At 59.9% G+C, this 15,827-nt stretch carries 15 protein-coding genes; 7 read left to right on the top strand and 8 right to left on the bottom strand.

The window, feature by feature from the left end; all coding sequences use genetic code 11:
- The first annotated feature begins 6 nt into the window (after window positions 1-6).
- Window positions 7-570 (top strand): DUF4136 domain-containing protein, encoded by a 564-nt coding sequence (locus tag IB250_RS23990; RefSeq protein ID WP_192345834.1) that lies wholly within the window; start codon window positions 7-9, stop codon window positions 568-570.
- Between the two features lie 264 nt (window positions 571-834).
- Window positions 835-2,817, top strand: coding sequence for a pilus assembly protein TadG-related protein (locus tag IB250_RS23985; protein ID WP_192345832.1), 1,983 nt, complete (start codon window positions 835-837; stop codon window positions 2,815-2,817).
- Here the strand turns inward: IB250_RS23985 and IB250_RS23980 are convergent.
- The gene (locus IB250_RS23980) at window positions 2,787-5,555 is read right to left on the bottom strand and encodes an ATP-binding protein (RefSeq protein ID WP_192345831.1); all 2,769 of its coding nucleotides are present in this window, start codon (window positions 5,553-5,555) and stop codon (window positions 2,787-2,789) included. The genes IB250_RS23985 and IB250_RS23980 overlap by 31 nt on opposite strands.
- Window positions 5,552-5,992 carry a TadE/TadG family type IV pilus assembly protein gene (locus IB250_RS23975; protein WP_192345830.1) on the bottom strand — a complete coding sequence of 147 codons (441 nt, stop codon included), beginning with the start codon at window positions 5,990-5,992 and terminating at the stop codon, window positions 5,552-5,554. The genes IB250_RS23980 and IB250_RS23975 overlap by 4 nt, the downstream gene beginning before the upstream one ends.
- Window positions 5,993-6,067: 75 nt before the next feature.
- On the opposite strand from IB250_RS23975, the gene IB250_RS23970 reads away from it, so the two are divergent.
- The 3 genes from IB250_RS23970 to IB250_RS23960 all read left to right on the top strand — a co-directional run bounded on the left by IB250_RS23970 (window position 6,068) and on the right by IB250_RS23960 (window position 8,346).
- Window positions 6,068-6,538 carry a prepilin peptidase gene (locus tag IB250_RS23970; protein ID WP_192345829.1) on the top strand — a complete coding sequence of 157 codons (471 nt, stop codon included), beginning with the start codon at window positions 6,068-6,070 and terminating at the stop codon, window positions 6,536-6,538.
- Between the two features lie 113 nt (window positions 6,539-6,651).
- The gene (locus IB250_RS23965) at window positions 6,652-7,440 is read left to right on the top strand and encodes a response regulator (RefSeq protein WP_192345828.1); all 789 of its coding nucleotides are present in this window, start codon (window positions 6,652-6,654) and stop codon (window positions 7,438-7,440) included.
- A 528-nt stretch (window positions 7,441-7,968) separates the two neighbouring features.
- Window positions 7,969-8,346, top strand: coding sequence for a DUF6124 family protein (locus IB250_RS23960; RefSeq protein WP_192345827.1), 378 nt, complete (start codon window positions 7,969-7,971; stop codon window positions 8,344-8,346).
- A gap of 177 nt (window positions 8,347-8,523) precedes the next feature.
- Here IB250_RS23960 and IB250_RS23955 read toward each other — a convergent pair whose 3' ends face one another.
- The 5 genes from IB250_RS23955 to cpaB form a co-directional block, all read right to left on the bottom strand.
- A complete protein-coding gene (locus tag IB250_RS23955) occupies window positions 8,524-9,417 on the bottom strand; it encodes a type II secretion system F family protein (RefSeq protein WP_192345826.1) in 894 nt (297 codons plus the stop codon).
- Window positions 9,414-10,298 carry a type II secretion system F family protein gene (locus IB250_RS23950; RefSeq protein WP_063341665.1) on the bottom strand — a complete coding sequence of 295 codons (885 nt, stop codon included), beginning with the start codon at window positions 10,296-10,298 and terminating at the stop codon, window positions 9,414-9,416. Before IB250_RS23950 ends, IB250_RS23955 begins: the two co-directional genes overlap by 4 nt.
- An 11-nt stretch (window positions 10,299-10,309) precedes the next feature.
- The gene (locus IB250_RS23945) at window positions 10,310-11,590 is read right to left on the bottom strand and encodes a CpaF family protein (RefSeq protein WP_192345825.1); all 1,281 of its coding nucleotides are present in this window, start codon (window positions 11,588-11,590) and stop codon (window positions 10,310-10,312) included.
- On the bottom strand, window positions 11,587-12,792 hold the full coding sequence (locus tag IB250_RS23940) for an AAA family ATPase (protein ID WP_123500938.1): 1,206 nt from the start codon (window positions 12,790-12,792) through the stop codon (window positions 11,587-11,589). Before IB250_RS23940 ends, IB250_RS23945 begins: the two co-directional genes overlap by 4 nt.
- Before the next feature lie 89 nt (window positions 12,793-12,881).
- Window positions 12,882-13,811 (bottom strand): Flp pilus assembly protein CpaB, encoded by a 930-nt coding sequence (gene cpaB, locus IB250_RS23935; RefSeq protein ID WP_192345824.1) that lies wholly within the window; start codon window positions 13,809-13,811, stop codon window positions 12,882-12,884.
- A 324-nt stretch (window positions 13,812-14,135) separates the two neighbouring features.
- On the opposite strand from cpaB, the gene IB250_RS23930 reads away from it, so the two are divergent.
- Entirely contained in the window at window positions 14,136-14,333 is a 198-nt protein-coding gene (locus IB250_RS23930) for a Flp family type IVb pilin (RefSeq protein ID WP_192345823.1), read from the top strand.
- An 84-nt stretch (window positions 14,334-14,417) separates the two neighbouring features.
- A complete protein-coding gene (locus IB250_RS23925; protein WP_192345822.1) occupies window positions 14,418-14,828 on the top strand; it encodes a response regulator in 411 nt (136 codons plus the stop codon).
- Window positions 14,829-14,970: 142 nt separating this feature from the next.
- Here IB250_RS23925 and IB250_RS23920 read toward each other — a convergent pair whose 3' ends face one another.
- Window positions 14,971-15,825: a MaoC family dehydratase gene (locus tag IB250_RS23920; RefSeq protein ID WP_192345821.1), complete on the bottom strand. Its 855-nt coding sequence runs from the start codon at window positions 15,823-15,825 to the stop codon at window positions 14,971-14,973.
- Between the last annotated feature and the right edge of the window lie 2 nt (window positions 15,826-15,827).

Genomic DNA, 15,827 nt, shown 5'->3' with positions numbered 1-15,827 from the left:
AAAATCATGTTCCGCCGTCTCGCTTTACTGGCCATGGCCGCGCTGCTCACTGCCTGCGCCGCCAACCAGGTCAATCATGACTTCGATGCCAGCCGCGACTTTGCTGCCTATCGTAGCTGGAGCTGGAAAGAGCCCGCCGTGCAATACCGTCCCGATGATCCACGGATCAAGAGTGACCTGACCGAACAACGCATCCGTCAGTCCATCGCCGATCAGCTGGATCAGCGCGGTTTGCGTCCGGCCGCCGCCGGCGCCAGTCCGGATCTGAAGGTGCAGGCTTACCTGATCGTCGAAGATCGTCAGCAGCAGGTGACCACTCACTATGGCGGTGGTTATGGTGGCCCATGGTACGGCTACTGGGGCGGGCCGATGTACAACGAAACGCGCAACATCAGCTACAAGGTGGCGACCATTCAGGTCGACCTGCTCGATGGCAAGGACGGCAAACTGGTGTGGCGCGGCAGCGACGAGCAGACGCTCAGCCGCACACCGAACCCGCAGGATCGTAGCAATAAAATCCACGAGACGGTCGGGCGGATATTGGCTAACTATCCACCGCGCTTGAACTAACCGACACCACAGCCCCTGTAGGAGCGAGGCTTGCCCGCGAAGAACGATAACGCGTAATGAATGAAAAACTGCGGTGTTTTATTCGCGGGCAAGCCTCGCTCCTACAGGATCTTCGTCGTCACACAAGCCCACAATAAGCCCATTCCGACATTGGGTTTTTGTTGTCTCGGATGGCTAGTTGCCAGCAATCTGGCCAACCCTTGTCTACACTGCTTCTCACCAATGGAGGTAACCCTCGCCAGTGCGCCGGCAAAGGAGTGCGCCATGTCTCCCTGCTTGCAGTTTCGTAGCCCGGCCCGGCAACGGGGAGCGATTGGTTTGATGGCGGTGCTGACCTTGGGCATGGCCTTGGTGTTTCTGCTGATCTTGGTCGACAGCGGCCGCCTGTACCTGGAAAAGCGCAGCTTGCAGCGGGTGGCGGATATGGCCGCGCTGGAGGCTGCCACGCGCAACGGTGATTGCGCCGTGGGTGCCACCGCTACCGTCTATGCCACCGCCAGTGCCAACCGCAACAACTTCTCCCTTCCTGACTCCACCCGCAGCTTGGCGGTAGCCTGTGGCACCTTGAGTCTGGACGCCAATAATCTTCGGGTTTTTACGGCTGATCCGAGCAGCAGCGAAGCCATTCGGGTGACCGTCAGCCATTCGATCCTGCAGAGTTTCGCGGGTGGTATTGGTGCCGTGTTCGGCGGTGCTCCAGCCGGTGCGACCCTCAACCTGACCGCGACCGCCGTCGCAGCGTTGCCACCTCCGCTGGCATCGCTGACCATTCGCAGTACGGTGCTGACTATCGATACCAGCAAGTCGGCCACCCTCAATGGACTGTTCGGTGGTTTGCTGGGCGGCAATCTGAACCTCTCCGTGGCGGGCTGGAACGGTTTGGTGAATACCAACATCAGCCTGCTCGGTTACCTCGATCGATTGAAGGTCGACCTCGGCCTCAACGCCGCCGGGTATAGCCAGGTGTTGGGCACTTCGGTGGCCGTCAGCCAGTTGATCCAGACTGCCGTCAACGTGCTGGACCCCGGCGGCACTCTCGGCGCGACGGCGACCATCGTCGGTCTGCAAGCACTCAAGGTTGCCGCAGGCTCCACGACCGTGGTGCTGGGCAATTTGTTGCACGTCGAGAATGGCAGCAACATGTCGGCGTTCGCGACTAACGTGAGCGTGTTCAACCTGATCGAAGGCATTGTGCAACTGGCCAACAAGAAAAACGGTCTGGTGGCGACGCTGCCGATCAATCTGGCGGGGCTGGCGCAAATCACGGCCCGGGTGCAGGTCCTGGAGCCGCCGCAACTCTCGGCAATCGGCAACCCGAAAAACGCGGCGCTGGATCCACTGGGCCCCAATCGGATCTACGTGAGAACTGCGCAGGTTCGCACATTGCTGTCGATCGACTTGCCGGCACTCGACGCCATCGTGGCGCTGGTCAATGCGGTAACCGATCTGGCAGGACCGCTGACCAACACCCTCAACGCCTTACTCAATCTCAACCTGGTGGCGGTGCTCAATTCACTGACTTGTGCCTTGGGCGTGCCCTGCCAGACGCCTGACATCATCGTGTTGCCGGGGCCGATACGGCTCGACGTGGCGCTGGAGGTCGCCAGCGCCAGCAGTTACGTCACGGCCTACAGCTGCGTCAGTAACACCAGTAAAACCCTGACCACCAACACCAGTACATCGCTGGTGAACCTGAAAATCGGCCGGATCGATGCGGCCAGCATGTTCGGCAGCAACACCACACCGCCGGCGGTCACGGTGCAGCCGTTGAAGGTGATCGATATCGGGATCAAAACCTGTCGCAGGCTTTTGTTCTTGCCCATCACTTGCGATCCGCGGGTGCCCGGTGTCGGTGGCGGCATCGATATCGTTGCCGACACCAGCGTGGCGGCGAACGCCAACATTTCCCACGTCTACTCCGCACCACCCGCCAGCAGCCTGCCGGAAATCAATCAGCCGCCGTTCTACTACTCGTTTACCACCAGCAGCATCGTCAGCAGCCTGCTCAATACCCCGCTTAATATTCACGTGGACATGTATGGCCCATCGGGCAGTCTCGTCAGCGGTCTGGGGGCGATCCTGAGCAATGTGACCACTTTGCTGGTCAGCGCGATCAACAGCGTGCTCAGCTCGTTGCTCGACAGCTTGATCAACACCGTGCTGGTAAGCCTGGGGATCGATTTGAACAAGGTCGACGTCGGCGCCAACCTCAGCTGTCACTCGGGGCGTGCGACGCTGGTGATCTGATCGTCTGTGGCAATCGGCAACTCGATACAAAACCGCGCGCCCTCGGTCGAGTTTCTTACACTCAACTTACCGCCCATGTTTTCGACGATGCCGTAACTCACCGACAACCCGAGCCCGGTGCCGATACCCACCGGTTTGGTGGTGAAAAACGGTTCGAAAATCCGCTCCAGCAGCCGTGGATCGATACCGCCGCCGTTATCCTCGACCCACAGTCGCACCGAGTATTCATCACGTTCGGCGTACACCGAGATCCACGGTTTGAACTCCCGGTCGGCCTCGCGCTTACTCAGCAGCGCATCCCTTGCATTGACCATCAGATTGATCAACACCTGTTCCAGCTGATCGACGTAACCACGCACCTGCACCTCGAATCCGGTCTGGCTCACCCGCAGCTCGACCCCTTTGCCGCGCATGCCTTCGGACAGCAGCGACAGCGTGCCCTCGATGGCTTGCGCCGGATTGAACGGGTGTTGCTCGATCTCCGAGCGCCGACCGAATACCCGCATGTGATCCACCACCCGCGCGGCGCGCTGGACTTGCGCGTCGATGCGGTTGAGCTTGTCTGTCAGGTAATCGATTTGCGCATTGCCGTTGCTCAGACGCTTGAGCACATTGACGATGGCCATGCGCATTACGTTCAGTGGCTGGTTGATTTCATGGGCCAGCCCAGTGGCCATTTCGCCGAGGGTGGCCATTTTCGCGCTCTGGGTGAGCTGTTGCTGGGCGCGCCGGACTTCGGTGTTGTCACGGCCCACGGCTTGAATCTCCAGCAAGCGACCCTGCTCGTCGAACACCCCGCGATCCGACCAGACCCACCAGGCGTGTTCCCGTCCCGGCAGTTGCAGGTTGATTTCCGCAGTGCTGACCGGGAACTCCGGGCTCAGGTGACTGAGCCGCTGGAGGAACGCTTCGCGCTGTTCCGGCGACATCCAGCTGCCCAGGTTCACCCCAGGCAGTTGCTCGGGCTGGCATTCCAGGTAGGTCGCCAGCGGGCGGTTGCCGAAGGTCAGCGTCAGGTCTGGAAGGTAGCGGCAGATCATCGCCGGGGAATCTTCCACCAGGATCCGATAGCGCTCTTCACTCTGTTTTACTTGCTCGGCGGCCAGGGTCGCTTCGGTGACATCCAGCCACAGGCCCACAGCTTCTACCGGCAGCCCGAGGTCATCGCGCAGCAGTTTGGCTTCGTCGAGCAGCCAGTGGTAATCGCCGCGACTGTCGCGCAGCCGATAACGGGCTCGCACCGAACCTTCGCGCAACAGTTGCCGGGTGCGCTCGAAATAGCCGTCGCGGTCCTCGGGATGGACCCGTTCCACCAGCGCGCCGGCGGCACAATCGGCGAGCGACCAACCGAGTAGCGGCAACAGGCTGTCGCTGAAAAATGTCGGTTGCAGCGCACCTTCGACATAGCGCTGTACGTAGATCACCGCCGGTGAACTGGCGATCAGGTTGTCCAGCCGGGCATGGGCGGCAGCGGCGTTCTGCTCCTGATTTTTGATGTCGCTGATGTCGAGCATGAAACCCACCAGCCGCCGGTTTCTGCCGATGCCCAGGGCCTGACCTTGCAGTCGATACCAGATCGGCGTTTGTGCCGCGTCGGGACGATGCAGGCGTACGCACAGCAGCAACGGCGCGCCTTCATCCTGCAAGGTTTGCAGGCGAATCGTCAGCTCTTCACGGTCGGCGGGGTGGATCTGTTCGAGCCAGTCGTGCAGCGGCAAACGCGTGCTCGCAAGGTTCAACGTACCGGCCAGCGATGGCGCCAATTGCACCTCGGCGTTGTCACTGAAGACCTCCCACCAGCCGGTGCCGAGCAAGGCTTGCAGAGACTCCAGCCGCTCCAGTTGCAGATGGTGCTGATGCTCGCGCAAGCGCTCAAGCAGCGGGCCGGCCAGGGCGGCGGTGAGTTGCAACCAGTCGCGCTCGCTCAGGTCGGGAGCACGCTGTTGCACCGGGTAGAAACCACAGAGCAACCAGGCCACCACGCCCAGGGCATTGTGGTAAGGCACCGCGAACCCTTCGGCATTGCCGAAGATGCCTTGCAGGCGCGGGTGTTCGCTGGGAATCAGTTGCTGAGGGGCGGAGCCATTCAAACTGTCGAGACCGGTGCCCAGGCGTTGATCAATTTCCCACAATTGTGGCGCATCGAAGGCTGCGTAATGCTGGTGAATCAGCCAACCCTCGGCCTGTTCATCGAGCAAAGCCATGGCGATGCAGGGGATCTGAAAGCGCTGGGCCAGACCTTGCAGTTGCTCCGCCAGCACCTCGGGCAAGCGCGTCAGGCTGCAGAGGCGCAACTGTTCACTGACCTGCGCCGCGAGCAACTGGCATTGTTCACGGCTGCGCGCTTGTCGACGTTCGAGCAGCAGGTCGCCGATGTCGATCAACTGCAACAGCCAGTTTTCGCCCAACGGCTGCACCCAGCCACGCAGATGCAGCGGTTGTTCGCCGAGGCTGAAAAAATCCAGGTCCAGGCTTTGTCCCTGCCACTCGGCAGGCGCGCCTTCGACCGACAGGCCGCTATGGGGCATGAGGTAATCGAGCAGATGCGGTGTCTGCGCGCCGGGCATCTGTTGCGCCAGCAGATGCCGCAGCGGGCCGGTCAACTGAATCACCCGGCCTTCGTCATCCAGATGCAGCTGCAAACCGACACGTTGCACGCTCGGAGGGTCAGCACTGGTCGAGGGCTGCTGCGGTTGGCGATTGAGCAGGCGCCCGAAGAGTTTGTCCCCGGAACTCAAAATTGCAGGCTCGAGCGGGCGGTAAGGGTCGCCGGCAGATTGGGCACCGAGCCGATCCCCGGCAGCACCAGGAACGGCAGGACCTGATTCAGTTTGCTGGTGGGGTAATGGATGGTGACCGTCAGCACGCCACCGATGTAGGTGGCACTGGCGTCAGTGGCCACGTTGAAGTTCAGCGCGGCAGGAATCCAGGCCAGCTGCCGGGTCAGTTCGGTGGTCGCTATGTTTCTGACGGCGGTGTCGTAATTGGCGGTGCTTGGGTCCAGCGCCACACTGCGGCGCACCGCTTCGGCCGTCGATTGATTGAATGATTGCATCAGCAGCAGTGGCAGGCTGTAACTCACCAGCCCATAAAATACGGCGAAAAAGATGATGAACACCAAAGCGAACTCAATCGCCACGGCACCTTTTTGTTTGCGGGGGAGGCCTGTTTTCATGAGTGCGTCTACCCTGACCATCACGACGTAGTATCAGCATAGAATCATTCAGCCAAAACGGACGTTTTTTACCGGATGCAGAACTTTGTCCTACTTATCTGGCTGACGCTCTGCGCAGCACAGGATGTCCGAGAGCGGCACATCGCCAATGGCCTGACCCTTGGCGTGGGTGTATTGGCGCTGACGTATCTGTTGTGGACGGGCACCACATGGTTGGGGGCCGAGGCGGTGCAGGGCGGCTGGGCTTTGTTGTTGGCATTGGCCTTCACCTTGCCTGGTTATGCATTGAAACGCCTGGGGGCGGGCGACGTGAAACTGATGGCGACGCTGGGCCTTGCGACGGACGGTATGCACCTGCTCGGCGGTTTCATAGGCGCCGGATTGGCCAGTGCGTTCTGGCTGCTGTTGGCGCCAAGACTCTGGCTGTATATGGGGCAGGGGCTTAGGGAACGTCTTCGTTACCTGGGACCAGGAACGTCAAAAAAGCAGCCCTTTGCGCCGTTCGTGCTGGTGGGCATGTTGCTTACTCTGGTCTGGCTGCATTAGTCGCCGGGCGCCACTCGTTCTATGTACATAGTTGGAAAGTGCGTCTACTTTCAAAACAGTTGTTGTACAGCCTTCGGAAATGGGTACAGGAACGGTCAAGCCTGGAGTGACACGTGAACAAGCGTATCTCGGCAATAAAAGTCCTTGTGGTCGATGACGAGCCATTGATTGTCGAAGAACTGTGCGAGTTCATCGAGCGCAATGGTTATCGCTGTGTTCCTTGCCAGTCCGGCAAGCAGGCGATCGAGCGTTTCACTGAACACGAGAATATTGGCCTGGTGCTCTGCGATTTGCAGATGCCTGACATGGATGGCATTCAGCTCGTTCAGACGCTGCAACAGTTGTCCGGCAAGCATCGGGCGTTCGAGGCGATCATGCTCACCGGCCGCGCAGACAAGCAGGACGTGATCAAGGCCTTGCGCGCCGGGTTCGCTGACTACTATCAGAAACCGATTGATCTGGCTGAGTTGCTCGAAGGTTTGCAGCGCCAGGAAGTGGTCTTGCAGGAGCGGCAGAAAAACCTGCAGTTGGGGCATTTGAGTCAGAAGCTGCAATACCTTTGTGAGTCGATCGACGAGTTGTATCAGGATCTGGACAAGGTTCGTCGGGGGCCGTCCTCTGTGCCTTTGCCGGATTCGGCTGGCGGTGCATTCAGTGAGGCGGAGCGGGTGGAGATGCCGGCGGTTTTCAATCAGCTGTCGCCGCGGCAGCTGGAGGTGGCGCGGTTGGTGGGCAAGGGGCAGACCAATTATCAGATTGCCTGTGAGTTGGGGATTACCGAGAACACGGTGAAGCTTTATGTGTCGCAGGTGTTGCGGTTGACGCATATGCATAATCGCACGCAAGTGGCGTTGGCGTTGTCGCCTGGTAATGCTGGTGTGCGGCGGCTTACTGCGCACTAGTCGAGTACGCTGATCAACTGCGGGCTTGCCCGCGATGGCGGCCTGACAGCCGCCCGATCCCTCGCGGGTATACACAACCCCACGTAGGAGCTGCCGAAGGCTGCGATCTTTTGATCTTGGCGGCCTGACAGCCGATCAATCTCCCCCAGACATACGCTGACCCACTGTGGGAGCGAGCCTGCTCGCGATGGCTGCCTCAAAGGCAGCGATGTTTATCGATCAGTAAAAACATCAGAACCTTCCCACATGTTTTTCAGGTTGCCCGTCGGACGCTGCGTCTCTAGCCTTTGTCCGTCGCTGACAATTCAGCGACCGGGCGTCGCGGCTCGATTCTTGAGGCATAATCGCTCCACCAAACCACAACACTTTTGGGTGTCTGTCGTTTCGTGTCATGGCGACTGTGCGCGGGATACCTTCGGGTATGCCGAGCTGCCTCGGGGATCGGTCCGCGAACCCGCGTACAGCTGCCACCCCAAATTGCGTCGCGGCAATTTGGAAGTGGCTCCATTTCATCCCAGAGGTGTAATCATGTTCAAAGCAACCCCGAATCCCCCAGAAACTGACAACGTTTCCCCTTACGAATCTGCTGATTCAAAAAAACTCCACGACGCCGCTAACCGCGCGCTCGATCACTACCTCAACCCCTCCGCCCTCAAATCCCCCGCGGCCCGCAAGCCGAGCACGATGTATATGGTCGCGCCGGATATCAAAGACGAAGACCTGTTGGCCCACACCTGTGAATCGTTGGCCCAGGCCAGTGTGATGGCGAGTGATTTTGCGGGGTATCTGGAAGGGCCGAACCGGCACATGGCGATGGCGATTCAACAGATCGTCATGCTGGCAGAACTGGCGGTGAACCGGATGCTGGATAACGTGGCCATACCAAAACCCGCGCCACACAGCTGATCCCTGTAGGAGCGAGGCTTGCCCGCGAAGACATTCAACATTGATGTCGACTGACACGCCGCTTTCGCGAGCAAGCCCGCTCCCACAGTTGAATCGTGTGCATCTGCGAGGGATTGGTTGGCTGTCAGGCCGCCTTCGCGGGCAAGCCTCGCTCCTACGGGATCGCCGCTGTGCCTTTCAATGATGAAAGGCCCGGGCCAACGCGCTGAAGCTGGGGCCGGCCAGTACGATCAGCAGCGCCGGGAACAGAAACAACATCATCACCACGGACATTTTCGCGGACATCTTGGAGATGTATTCCTGCAAGCGTGTCAGGCGCCGGTCATCGAGCAGCAGTTTGAGCCCCAGCAGTGATTTCATGGCGCCGCCGCCCTGGTGGATCAATTGCTGAAGTATCACGCAGGTGTCGGTGAATTCGTCCACTGCCAGTAACTGGGTGGCCTTGTTCAGTTCTTCGCCCAGTTCCAGGCCGGAATCGACCCGGGTCAGTATCAGGCGCAGTTCATGGGTCAGGGCCGGCAGTAATTGTTTGCCTTCGATGCTCAGTACTCGCAGCGACTGCTCCACCGCCATGCCGGATTCGAACAGGATGCGCAGCAGTGGAATGAAGGTCGAAATCTCGATCGCCAGTTGTCTTTGCCGACGGTGTGCGGCAGCGGCCAGCAAGCGTTTGGGCAGCAAGTAACCAAGAGCGGTGGCGAAGGCCGGAGTGATCCAGTGGTTGTTCACCTGCGGGAAGAACACGCTCTGGATCAACAGACTCAGGACCAACGCAAGCACCGGTGTGCCGATCTGGCAGGCGGCGAACAGAGAGCGTTGCCGGGCGCTGCGCCAGCCGAGGCGGTTGAGCAATAGTTGGGTTTCGTTGTCCAGTTTGACCGAGCGCTGACCGATGCGGCTGTCACCCAGCACTTGCAACCAGTGACGAACGCGATGGTCGTTCAGCGGTTTGCTGCCGTCCAGTCGTTGAGCCACTTGGCGAGCACGCCGATGTTGGTCCAGCAGCCCACTGAGCAGCAACAGCGTGGCCGCCAGAAACAACAGTGCGCTGATCATCAGGGCTATTTTCATACGCTACGCAACATGCGCCACAGCGCCAGGCAACCCACGACCTGCAGGCCAAACGCGGTCGCGAGCATCATTTGCCCCGAGCTGCTGTTCCACATGGCGAGCAGGTATTTCGGATTGGACAGCAAGAAGTAGCCGGCGAGCCCCACAGGCATCAGGGCCAGCACCATCGCTGTGATGCGGGTTTCGCCCGTCATGGCGCGCAGTTGGCGCGCAGCCTGGTCGCGTTCACGGACCATTTTGATCAGGTTCTCAAACAGCTCACTGGCATTACCGCCGTAGCGGTGATTGACCTTCAGGCCCAGCGCAAACAAGCGAAACTCGTCTTTCTCGTACAGCTCGGCGAAGTCCGTGACAGCGTCAGGCAGGCTGACGCCCAGGTGCACATTGCGCTGAACCCGGCCCATGGCGTTCTTCAGTGGGTCTTCGGCGGCGTCGATGGCGACCAGCACCGCATCGGCCAGGGTGCGTCCGGACTTCAGACTTCGCACGGTGTGATCGAGCAACGGCGGCAGTTGTTCGATCATGCGCTTGAGCCGGCGCTGGTAGCACCAACTGATGTACAGCCGCAGAGCCAGAGGTGGCATCAGCAACAACGCCAGCAAACCGATCCAGCTGGCGAGGGCAAACCCCAGCAAAATGCCCACGGCCCAGAGCAACAGCCACAACCTCAGGCGCTCGGTGGGGCGACCGAGGCCGGCGCGTAGAAAGGCCCGTTCCAGGCCAGCCCAGGATGATTTCGCCACCGCCAGTTGCGGTTGCCCCTGCATCAAGCGACCGAGGGTTCGATCGATGCCGGTCTGGCGCAGACCGTTGTAGAACAAACGGATCGACAGGCCCAGCAATGTCAGGCAAATCAGGATGAGCAGCGCCGGTTTGAGCATGCAGTGATCCTTTAGTGCGACAAGGGAGAGAGCGCCGACTCGCGACGCAGCTTTTCGCCGGCGGGGTTGACCGCCTCGCGCAGAAAACCGAAACCGGTGCGTCGGTCGAAGCGGAACAGCGTATTGGTCACATAGATGTCATCACGAATACCCACGACCTCCACCACTTCACTGACGCAGCGGCGGCCATCGGGCAGGCGCGTCAGTTGGATCACCACGTCCAGCGCCGCACAGATCATTTGCCGCAGTGTGCGCTCAGCGATGGTGCGTCCGGTCAGGCCCACCAGGGTCTCCAGGCGCAATAGCGCATCCTGGGCATTGTTGGCGTGCACGGTGCTCATGGAGCCGTCGTGCCCGGTGTTCATCGCCGTGAGCACGTCGACCACTTCGACGCCGCGAATCTCGCCGAGGATGATCCGGTCCGGGCGCATCCGCAGTGCGTTGCGAATCAGATCGCTGGCCTTCACTTCGCCGTGGCCTTCGGCATTCGGCGGTCGGGTTTCCAGGCGTACCACGTGAGGATGACCGAGTTGCAGTTCGGCGACGTCTTCAATGGTGACCAGGCGTTCGTGAGGCGCGATCAACTGGCTGAGAATATTCAGCAACGTGGTCTTGCCGGTGCCGGTACCGCCGCTGACAAGGATGTTGCAGCGCTTGCCCACGGCCTCCTGAATAAATTCAAAGATCGCCTGATCGATGGTTTGCATCGCCATCAGGTCGGAGCTTTTGAGCATGTCCTTGCGGAATTTTCGAATCGACAGGCACGGGCCATCGAGGGCAATGGGCGGGATGATCGCATTGACCCGGCTGCCATCTGGCAAGCGCGCATCGACCATCGGTGAAGACTCGTCGAGCCGTCGGCCCAGGGGCGCGAGAATCCGTTGCATCACCCGCTCGACGTGGTGGTCGTCGATGAATCGCAGGTCACTCAGGTGCAACACACCCTCGCGTTCGACGAACACCCGGTGCGGGCCGTTGACCAGAATTTCGGTCACCGTCGAATCACGCAGCAACACCTCCAGCGGACCGAAACCGGTGAGCTCGTCGACGATTTCCTCAGCCAGTCGCTCCATCTCGTAACGGGAAATCGCCAGGTGCAGACGGGCGATGTACTCGGCAACTTTGTCGATGACGAACTGCGACAGCATTGGCCGCGAACCTTCCAGCAGGTTTTTTCCGGACTCTTCGATGGCGTCGATGATGTAGCGGTGCAGCACCAGTTTCAGGCCTTCGTGGTCGGTATTGCCGGCCGGCCCGTGGGAGGGCGCACCGAAAAGTTTTTCCCCGCTCATGGCGCGCCCCTCAATCGGTCGAACCAGCCAGCCTTGGGTTTGTCCAGGTCTTCGGAGCGTTTGGCCAGGCGTTCACCGAGTGCGCGCAGGCTTTGGGTCAGGTTTTCGCGCGGGGCCAGCTCGAACAGGCTCACCCCCTGATTCTTGGCGTTGAGCCGTACTTCCGGGCTGTAGGCAAGGACCGCCATAACCTCCATGCCGAAGCTTTTGCTCAAGGTATCGGAGTCTGGCGCGACGTTGCGCAGATAGCGGTCCACCAGCAACCTGGCGTGGTCGAGCTTGAGGCCTTTTTCGCGCCAGCGGCCGAGCACCTCAAGGTTGCGTCGGCAGTCGAGCACATTCTGATCGGTGTACCACAGCAACTTGTCGCAATGGCTGACGAAGGTGCGCAACGCTTCGCTGTCCGACTGGCCCGTGAGGTTCACCACGATGTGCTGGAAATGCTGACGCAAGGCGCTGAGCAGCATGTACAGCTCGGCGGCACTGGTCTGTTCCAGTGGTTCGTCGTTGCTGGCGTAGGCGAGAATCCGCAGCCCGGCGTCACACGTGGTGAAGGCACTGTCGATCAGCGTCGCGTCCAGGCGCCGCAGATGGCGCAACGCATCGCCAAAATGAAACGAGCTCTCCAGCCCCAGCAACGCAAGGCTGTCGCCGCGCGGCAGGCCCAGATCCAGCAACAGCGTCTGCTGACCGCTCTTTTGCACCACGTGCGCCAGGTGGTTGGCGAGCAATGCGCCGTCGGCATTGCTCTGCGCACCGTAAAGCACGGTCAGGCCACCCTGTTGACTCTGTTGCATATTCGGCGTCACGGTCGGCAGGCGTTTGCTCAGGCGTCGCACCAGCCCGGCAACTTCACTGGAACGCGAGCCGTAAGAGACGAAATCCCGCGCACCGGCGCGCATGGCATTGAGCACGAGTTGGTTGTCCATGCCGTCGCCCAAGGCAACGATTGCCAGCATCGGTTTGGCTTCCAGAGCACCCTCGATCAACGCGCTCTGGGCCACCACATGCTCCCGGTCCAGACCCACGAACACCAGGTTGGCGAAGGTCACGTCCACCAGCGTCAAGAGTTCATCGAGGTTGCCGCCACCGGCGCTGATCACCCGGCCCAAAGGGGCAAGCGCACCTTGCAGCCACTCGAAGTCGGTGCTGTTGCGCGTGATCGCGAGGAACGTCTGACTCAGGTTCTGGGGTTGGCTCATAGCGATAATCCGCCGCGTTTATCGAAGTGGCCGTTGTCGAGGAAGTACCGCGTGAAGCGTCTGCGCATGGAGAAGCGTCCTCGCTGGTTTCAGGGCGTTTGTTGGGTGACTTCATTGCCGCGGATGACCTCCACACTCGTCTTGCGCGGTGCTGCGCCGCCGCTTATGGGTTTTGGTGTGCCGGCCAGGGCCAGTTGACTGAACTGCACCAGTTCGCGATTGGCACTGGCCAGGCTCGCCTTTGAATCGCGGTTGCCGGCCCAGTATTGGTTCAGGCGTTTTTCATCGGCGCTGCGCACGGCCAGGCGCAAAACCCCGACCTGAGCCGCGAGCATCAGGCGACTCAATAGGGCTTCGGGGACGGCGAGCAAAACGGTGCGGGCGCTGGCGCGCTGCTGTTCCTGCTTGAGTCTTTCTTCGTTGCTGCGCGCCGGGTTGGCAGGCTGCCCATCGTTCATCAGTCCCAACTGGTCGCCGACACCCAGCACCCGCAACGCCGGGACCACGACCTGGGCCGATTGCTGGAGGTTGTTGGTGTCCATGCGCAAAAACAGCAGGACGTCGACATAGTCGCCGGGGCTCAGTTGACCGCCGACATTGATCACGTCATCCGCTGCCACAGCGAGGGCGCGCTCATCAGGGCGGATCATTCGCGCCAGCGCCCCGCCGGTTTCGAAACTTTCATCATTGAGCCAACTGCCGGCAGTCAGCGTGCGCCAAGGCATACGGCCAATGGCTTGATCGAGATGGGACAGGCTGCCGGCCGGAGCGGTACGGAGTTTTTCCAGGGTCACGTCGGCGGCGGTGATTTGTTCGTACGGTGCTATGTCACGCAGCAACACAACCACTGGCTGGCGGGTCGGGTCGTCCGCCGACGCCAGTATTGGGGTCGATGATGTGCCGGGTTGCGCAACGGATTCGGGTGCCGGTTGGCGACTCAACGCTAGCCCCCAATAACCGGCAATGATGGCGCCTACCAGAAACAGCCCGGCCAGGCCCATGGTGACGCGACTGTTCATGAAGGCTCTCCCTTTCCTGCTGCGTAACGCCCCCCAAGAGTTCTAACGAGATGACTTCGCAATCAGGCAGCTATGAACATCGAACTATTTCGCTATTTGACGGTAGCGCAGGTAGAGCAAAAAGCCATTACAGAGCAGTAAATATCTGACAAAAGTAACGGGCTGAAGCCAAAAGCACTGTTTTATGACGTCAGTGAACCGGTTACTACTTAAGTATTAATAGGTTTTTACAGTTGTTGGTCTTGGGTTTGCCGACAATGCTGATGCTGGCATAGGGGAATCATGTTGCGGCCGTGCAACATCCGCTGTCATAGGAGACACGTCATGTCCATTATTAAAGTTGTTCAGAAGATCAAATCCGAATTCGTTTTTTACAGAGGTCTGGCCAAAGACACTGAAGGTGCTTCGGGTATCGAGTACGCGATTATTGCGGGTATGGTGGCCGTTGCGCTGGCAGCATTTGCGACACCCATCGCCACGAGTGTCACCGCCATGTTCACCACCATTTCAGCCGCGCTTTGATTTTAAGGCTGGCAATAGGCAGTCATTTGCCAATCCCGCAAAGGGCTTCTAACGTCAAGGCTTAGTCCATTGCAGGTGTTACCCATGAACGCTCCAGCGCTCCTTCGCCAACAGCTTCTTCTGGTCGACGATGAGGAGGATGCGTTACTGGAACTGGCCGAGTTGCTGGAGGGCGAGGGCTTTACTTGTTTTACGGCAACGTCGGTCAAACTCGCCCTTCATCATTTGACTTGTCATCCTGATATCGCGCTGGTGATTACTGATTTGCGGATGCCGGAGGAGAGTGGCATGTCGTTGATCAAGCGGTTGCGTGAGCATACGGCTCGCCAGCATTTACCGGTGATCGTGACGTCGGGGCATGCGGATATGGATGATGTGAGTGATATGTTGCGGTTGCAGGTGCTGGATTTGTTTCGCAAGCCGATTTATCACGTGCGGTTGTTGGAAACGTTGAATAATTTGTTTCCCCAGCCTCGGGATTTGGTCAGTTCCTGATCTTCACCCAAGATCAAAAGATTTGATCGTTCCCACGCTCTGCGTGGCAACGCCTCTACGGACGCTCTGCGTTCGGCTCTTGGGACGCGGAGCGTCCCGGCTGCATTCCCACGCAGAGCGTGGGAACGATCAGACCGAACCATCAGGCAACAGGCCGCCACTGCCCCACCATATGTTCAATCTCCCCCGCACCCATCAACTGAAAATCCCCGCTGGACCCCGCCGCGCAGGACATCAGCGTCACTTCACTGGGAAGGCGCACCGGTTTCCTGAACTGCACCGCAATCTCGACGTTGGCCATCGGCAAATGATCGGTCAGGGCTGCCAGCGTACGCGCCTTGTTCCACAGGCCATGGGCGATGGCGCTAGGGAAACCGAAGAGTTTCGCGCTGATCGCACTCAGGTGGATCGGGTTGTAGTCCCCGGACACCTTGGCGTATCGGCGGCCAATGTCCGTGGGTGCTTTCCAGTGGGCCACTTCGGTCAGCGACAGCGTCGATGCCAACGCTTCCTCGACCGGCTCGCCTTCCAGTTTGACGCCGCGACAGAGCATCTGGCTTTCCGCCTCCCACAGCACGCCCAACTGATCGTCGAGTGTCGTCACCAAATCGAACGTCGCCCCCTTGGCATGAGGTTGCAGGTTCTGCACGTTCACGCTGACCCGCACCCGGTGTACGCCGCCCATGGGGCGCAAGACGCGGATGCGATTGCTCAAGTGAATCAGCCCCAGCAGCGGGAAAGGAAACGCTTTGGCGGTAAGCAATTGCATCTGCAAGGCAAACGCCAGGATGTGTGGATACGTCGGTGGTAGCAGCCCGTTGTCGGCGAAACCACAGACCTTGCTATAAGCCTCCAGGCGTTTCGGATCGACATTGACCCAGCAGTGATAACCCAGGTCAGGCAGCGTGGTGCCGGTGATTTTGCGGCGCGTTGCCGCCTTCACATACAGCGTTTGCAGGCCCGGTTCGCTATCGAGTGTTTGCCAGTGGGTGGTCATGG

Origin of the sequence: Pseudomonas sp. PDM09 (assembly GCF_014852305.1) — a bacterium.
Lineage (GTDB): Bacteria > Pseudomonadota > Gammaproteobacteria > Pseudomonadales > Pseudomonadaceae > Aquipseudomonas.
This window is presented reverse-complemented; position numbering and strand designations above follow the sequence as displayed.

Bases quoted from the DNA above. Each gene is read 5' to 3' on its own strand.
- IB250_RS23990 (WP_192345834.1), top strand. From the start codon at position 7: ATGTTCCGCCGTCTCGCTTTACTGGCCATGGCCGCGCTGCTCACTGCC.
- IB250_RS23985 (WP_192345832.1), top strand. From the start codon at position 835: ATGTCTCCCTGCTTGCAGTTTCGTAGCCCGGCCCGGCAACGGGGAGCG.
- IB250_RS23975 (WP_192345830.1), bottom strand. From the start codon at position 5,992: ATGAAAACAGGCCTCCCCCGCAAACAAAAAGGTGCCGTGGCGATTGAG.
- IB250_RS23970 (WP_192345829.1), top strand. From the start codon at position 6,068: ATGCAGAACTTTGTCCTACTTATCTGGCTGACGCTCTGCGCAGCACAG.
- IB250_RS23960 (WP_192345827.1), top strand. From the start codon at position 7,969: ATGTTCAAAGCAACCCCGAATCCCCCAGAAACTGACAACGTTTCCCCT.
- IB250_RS23955 (WP_192345826.1), bottom strand. From the start codon at position 9,417: ATGAAAATAGCCCTGATGATCAGCGCACTGTTGTTTCTGGCGGCCACG.
- IB250_RS23950 (WP_063341665.1), bottom strand. From the start codon at position 10,298: ATGCTCAAACCGGCGCTGCTCATCCTGATTTGCCTGACATTGCTGGGC.
- IB250_RS23945 (WP_192345825.1), bottom strand. From the start codon at position 11,590: ATGAGCGGGGAAAAACTTTTCGGTGCGCCCTCCCACGGGCCGGCCGGC.
- IB250_RS23940 (WP_123500938.1), bottom strand. From the start codon at position 12,792: ATGAGCCAACCCCAGAACCTGAGTCAGACGTTCCTCGCGATCACGCGC.
- cpaB (WP_192345824.1), bottom strand. From the start codon at position 13,811: ATGAACAGTCGCGTCACCATGGGCCTGGCCGGGCTGTTTCTGGTAGGC.
- IB250_RS23930 (WP_192345823.1), top strand. From the start codon at position 14,136: ATGTCCATTATTAAAGTTGTTCAGAAGATCAAATCCGAATTCGTTTTT.
- IB250_RS23925 (WP_192345822.1), top strand. From the start codon at position 14,418: ATGAACGCTCCAGCGCTCCTTCGCCAACAGCTTCTTCTGGTCGACGAT.
- IB250_RS23920 (WP_192345821.1), bottom strand. From the start codon at position 15,825: ATGACCACCCACTGGCAAACACTCGATAGCGAACCGGGCCTGCAAACG.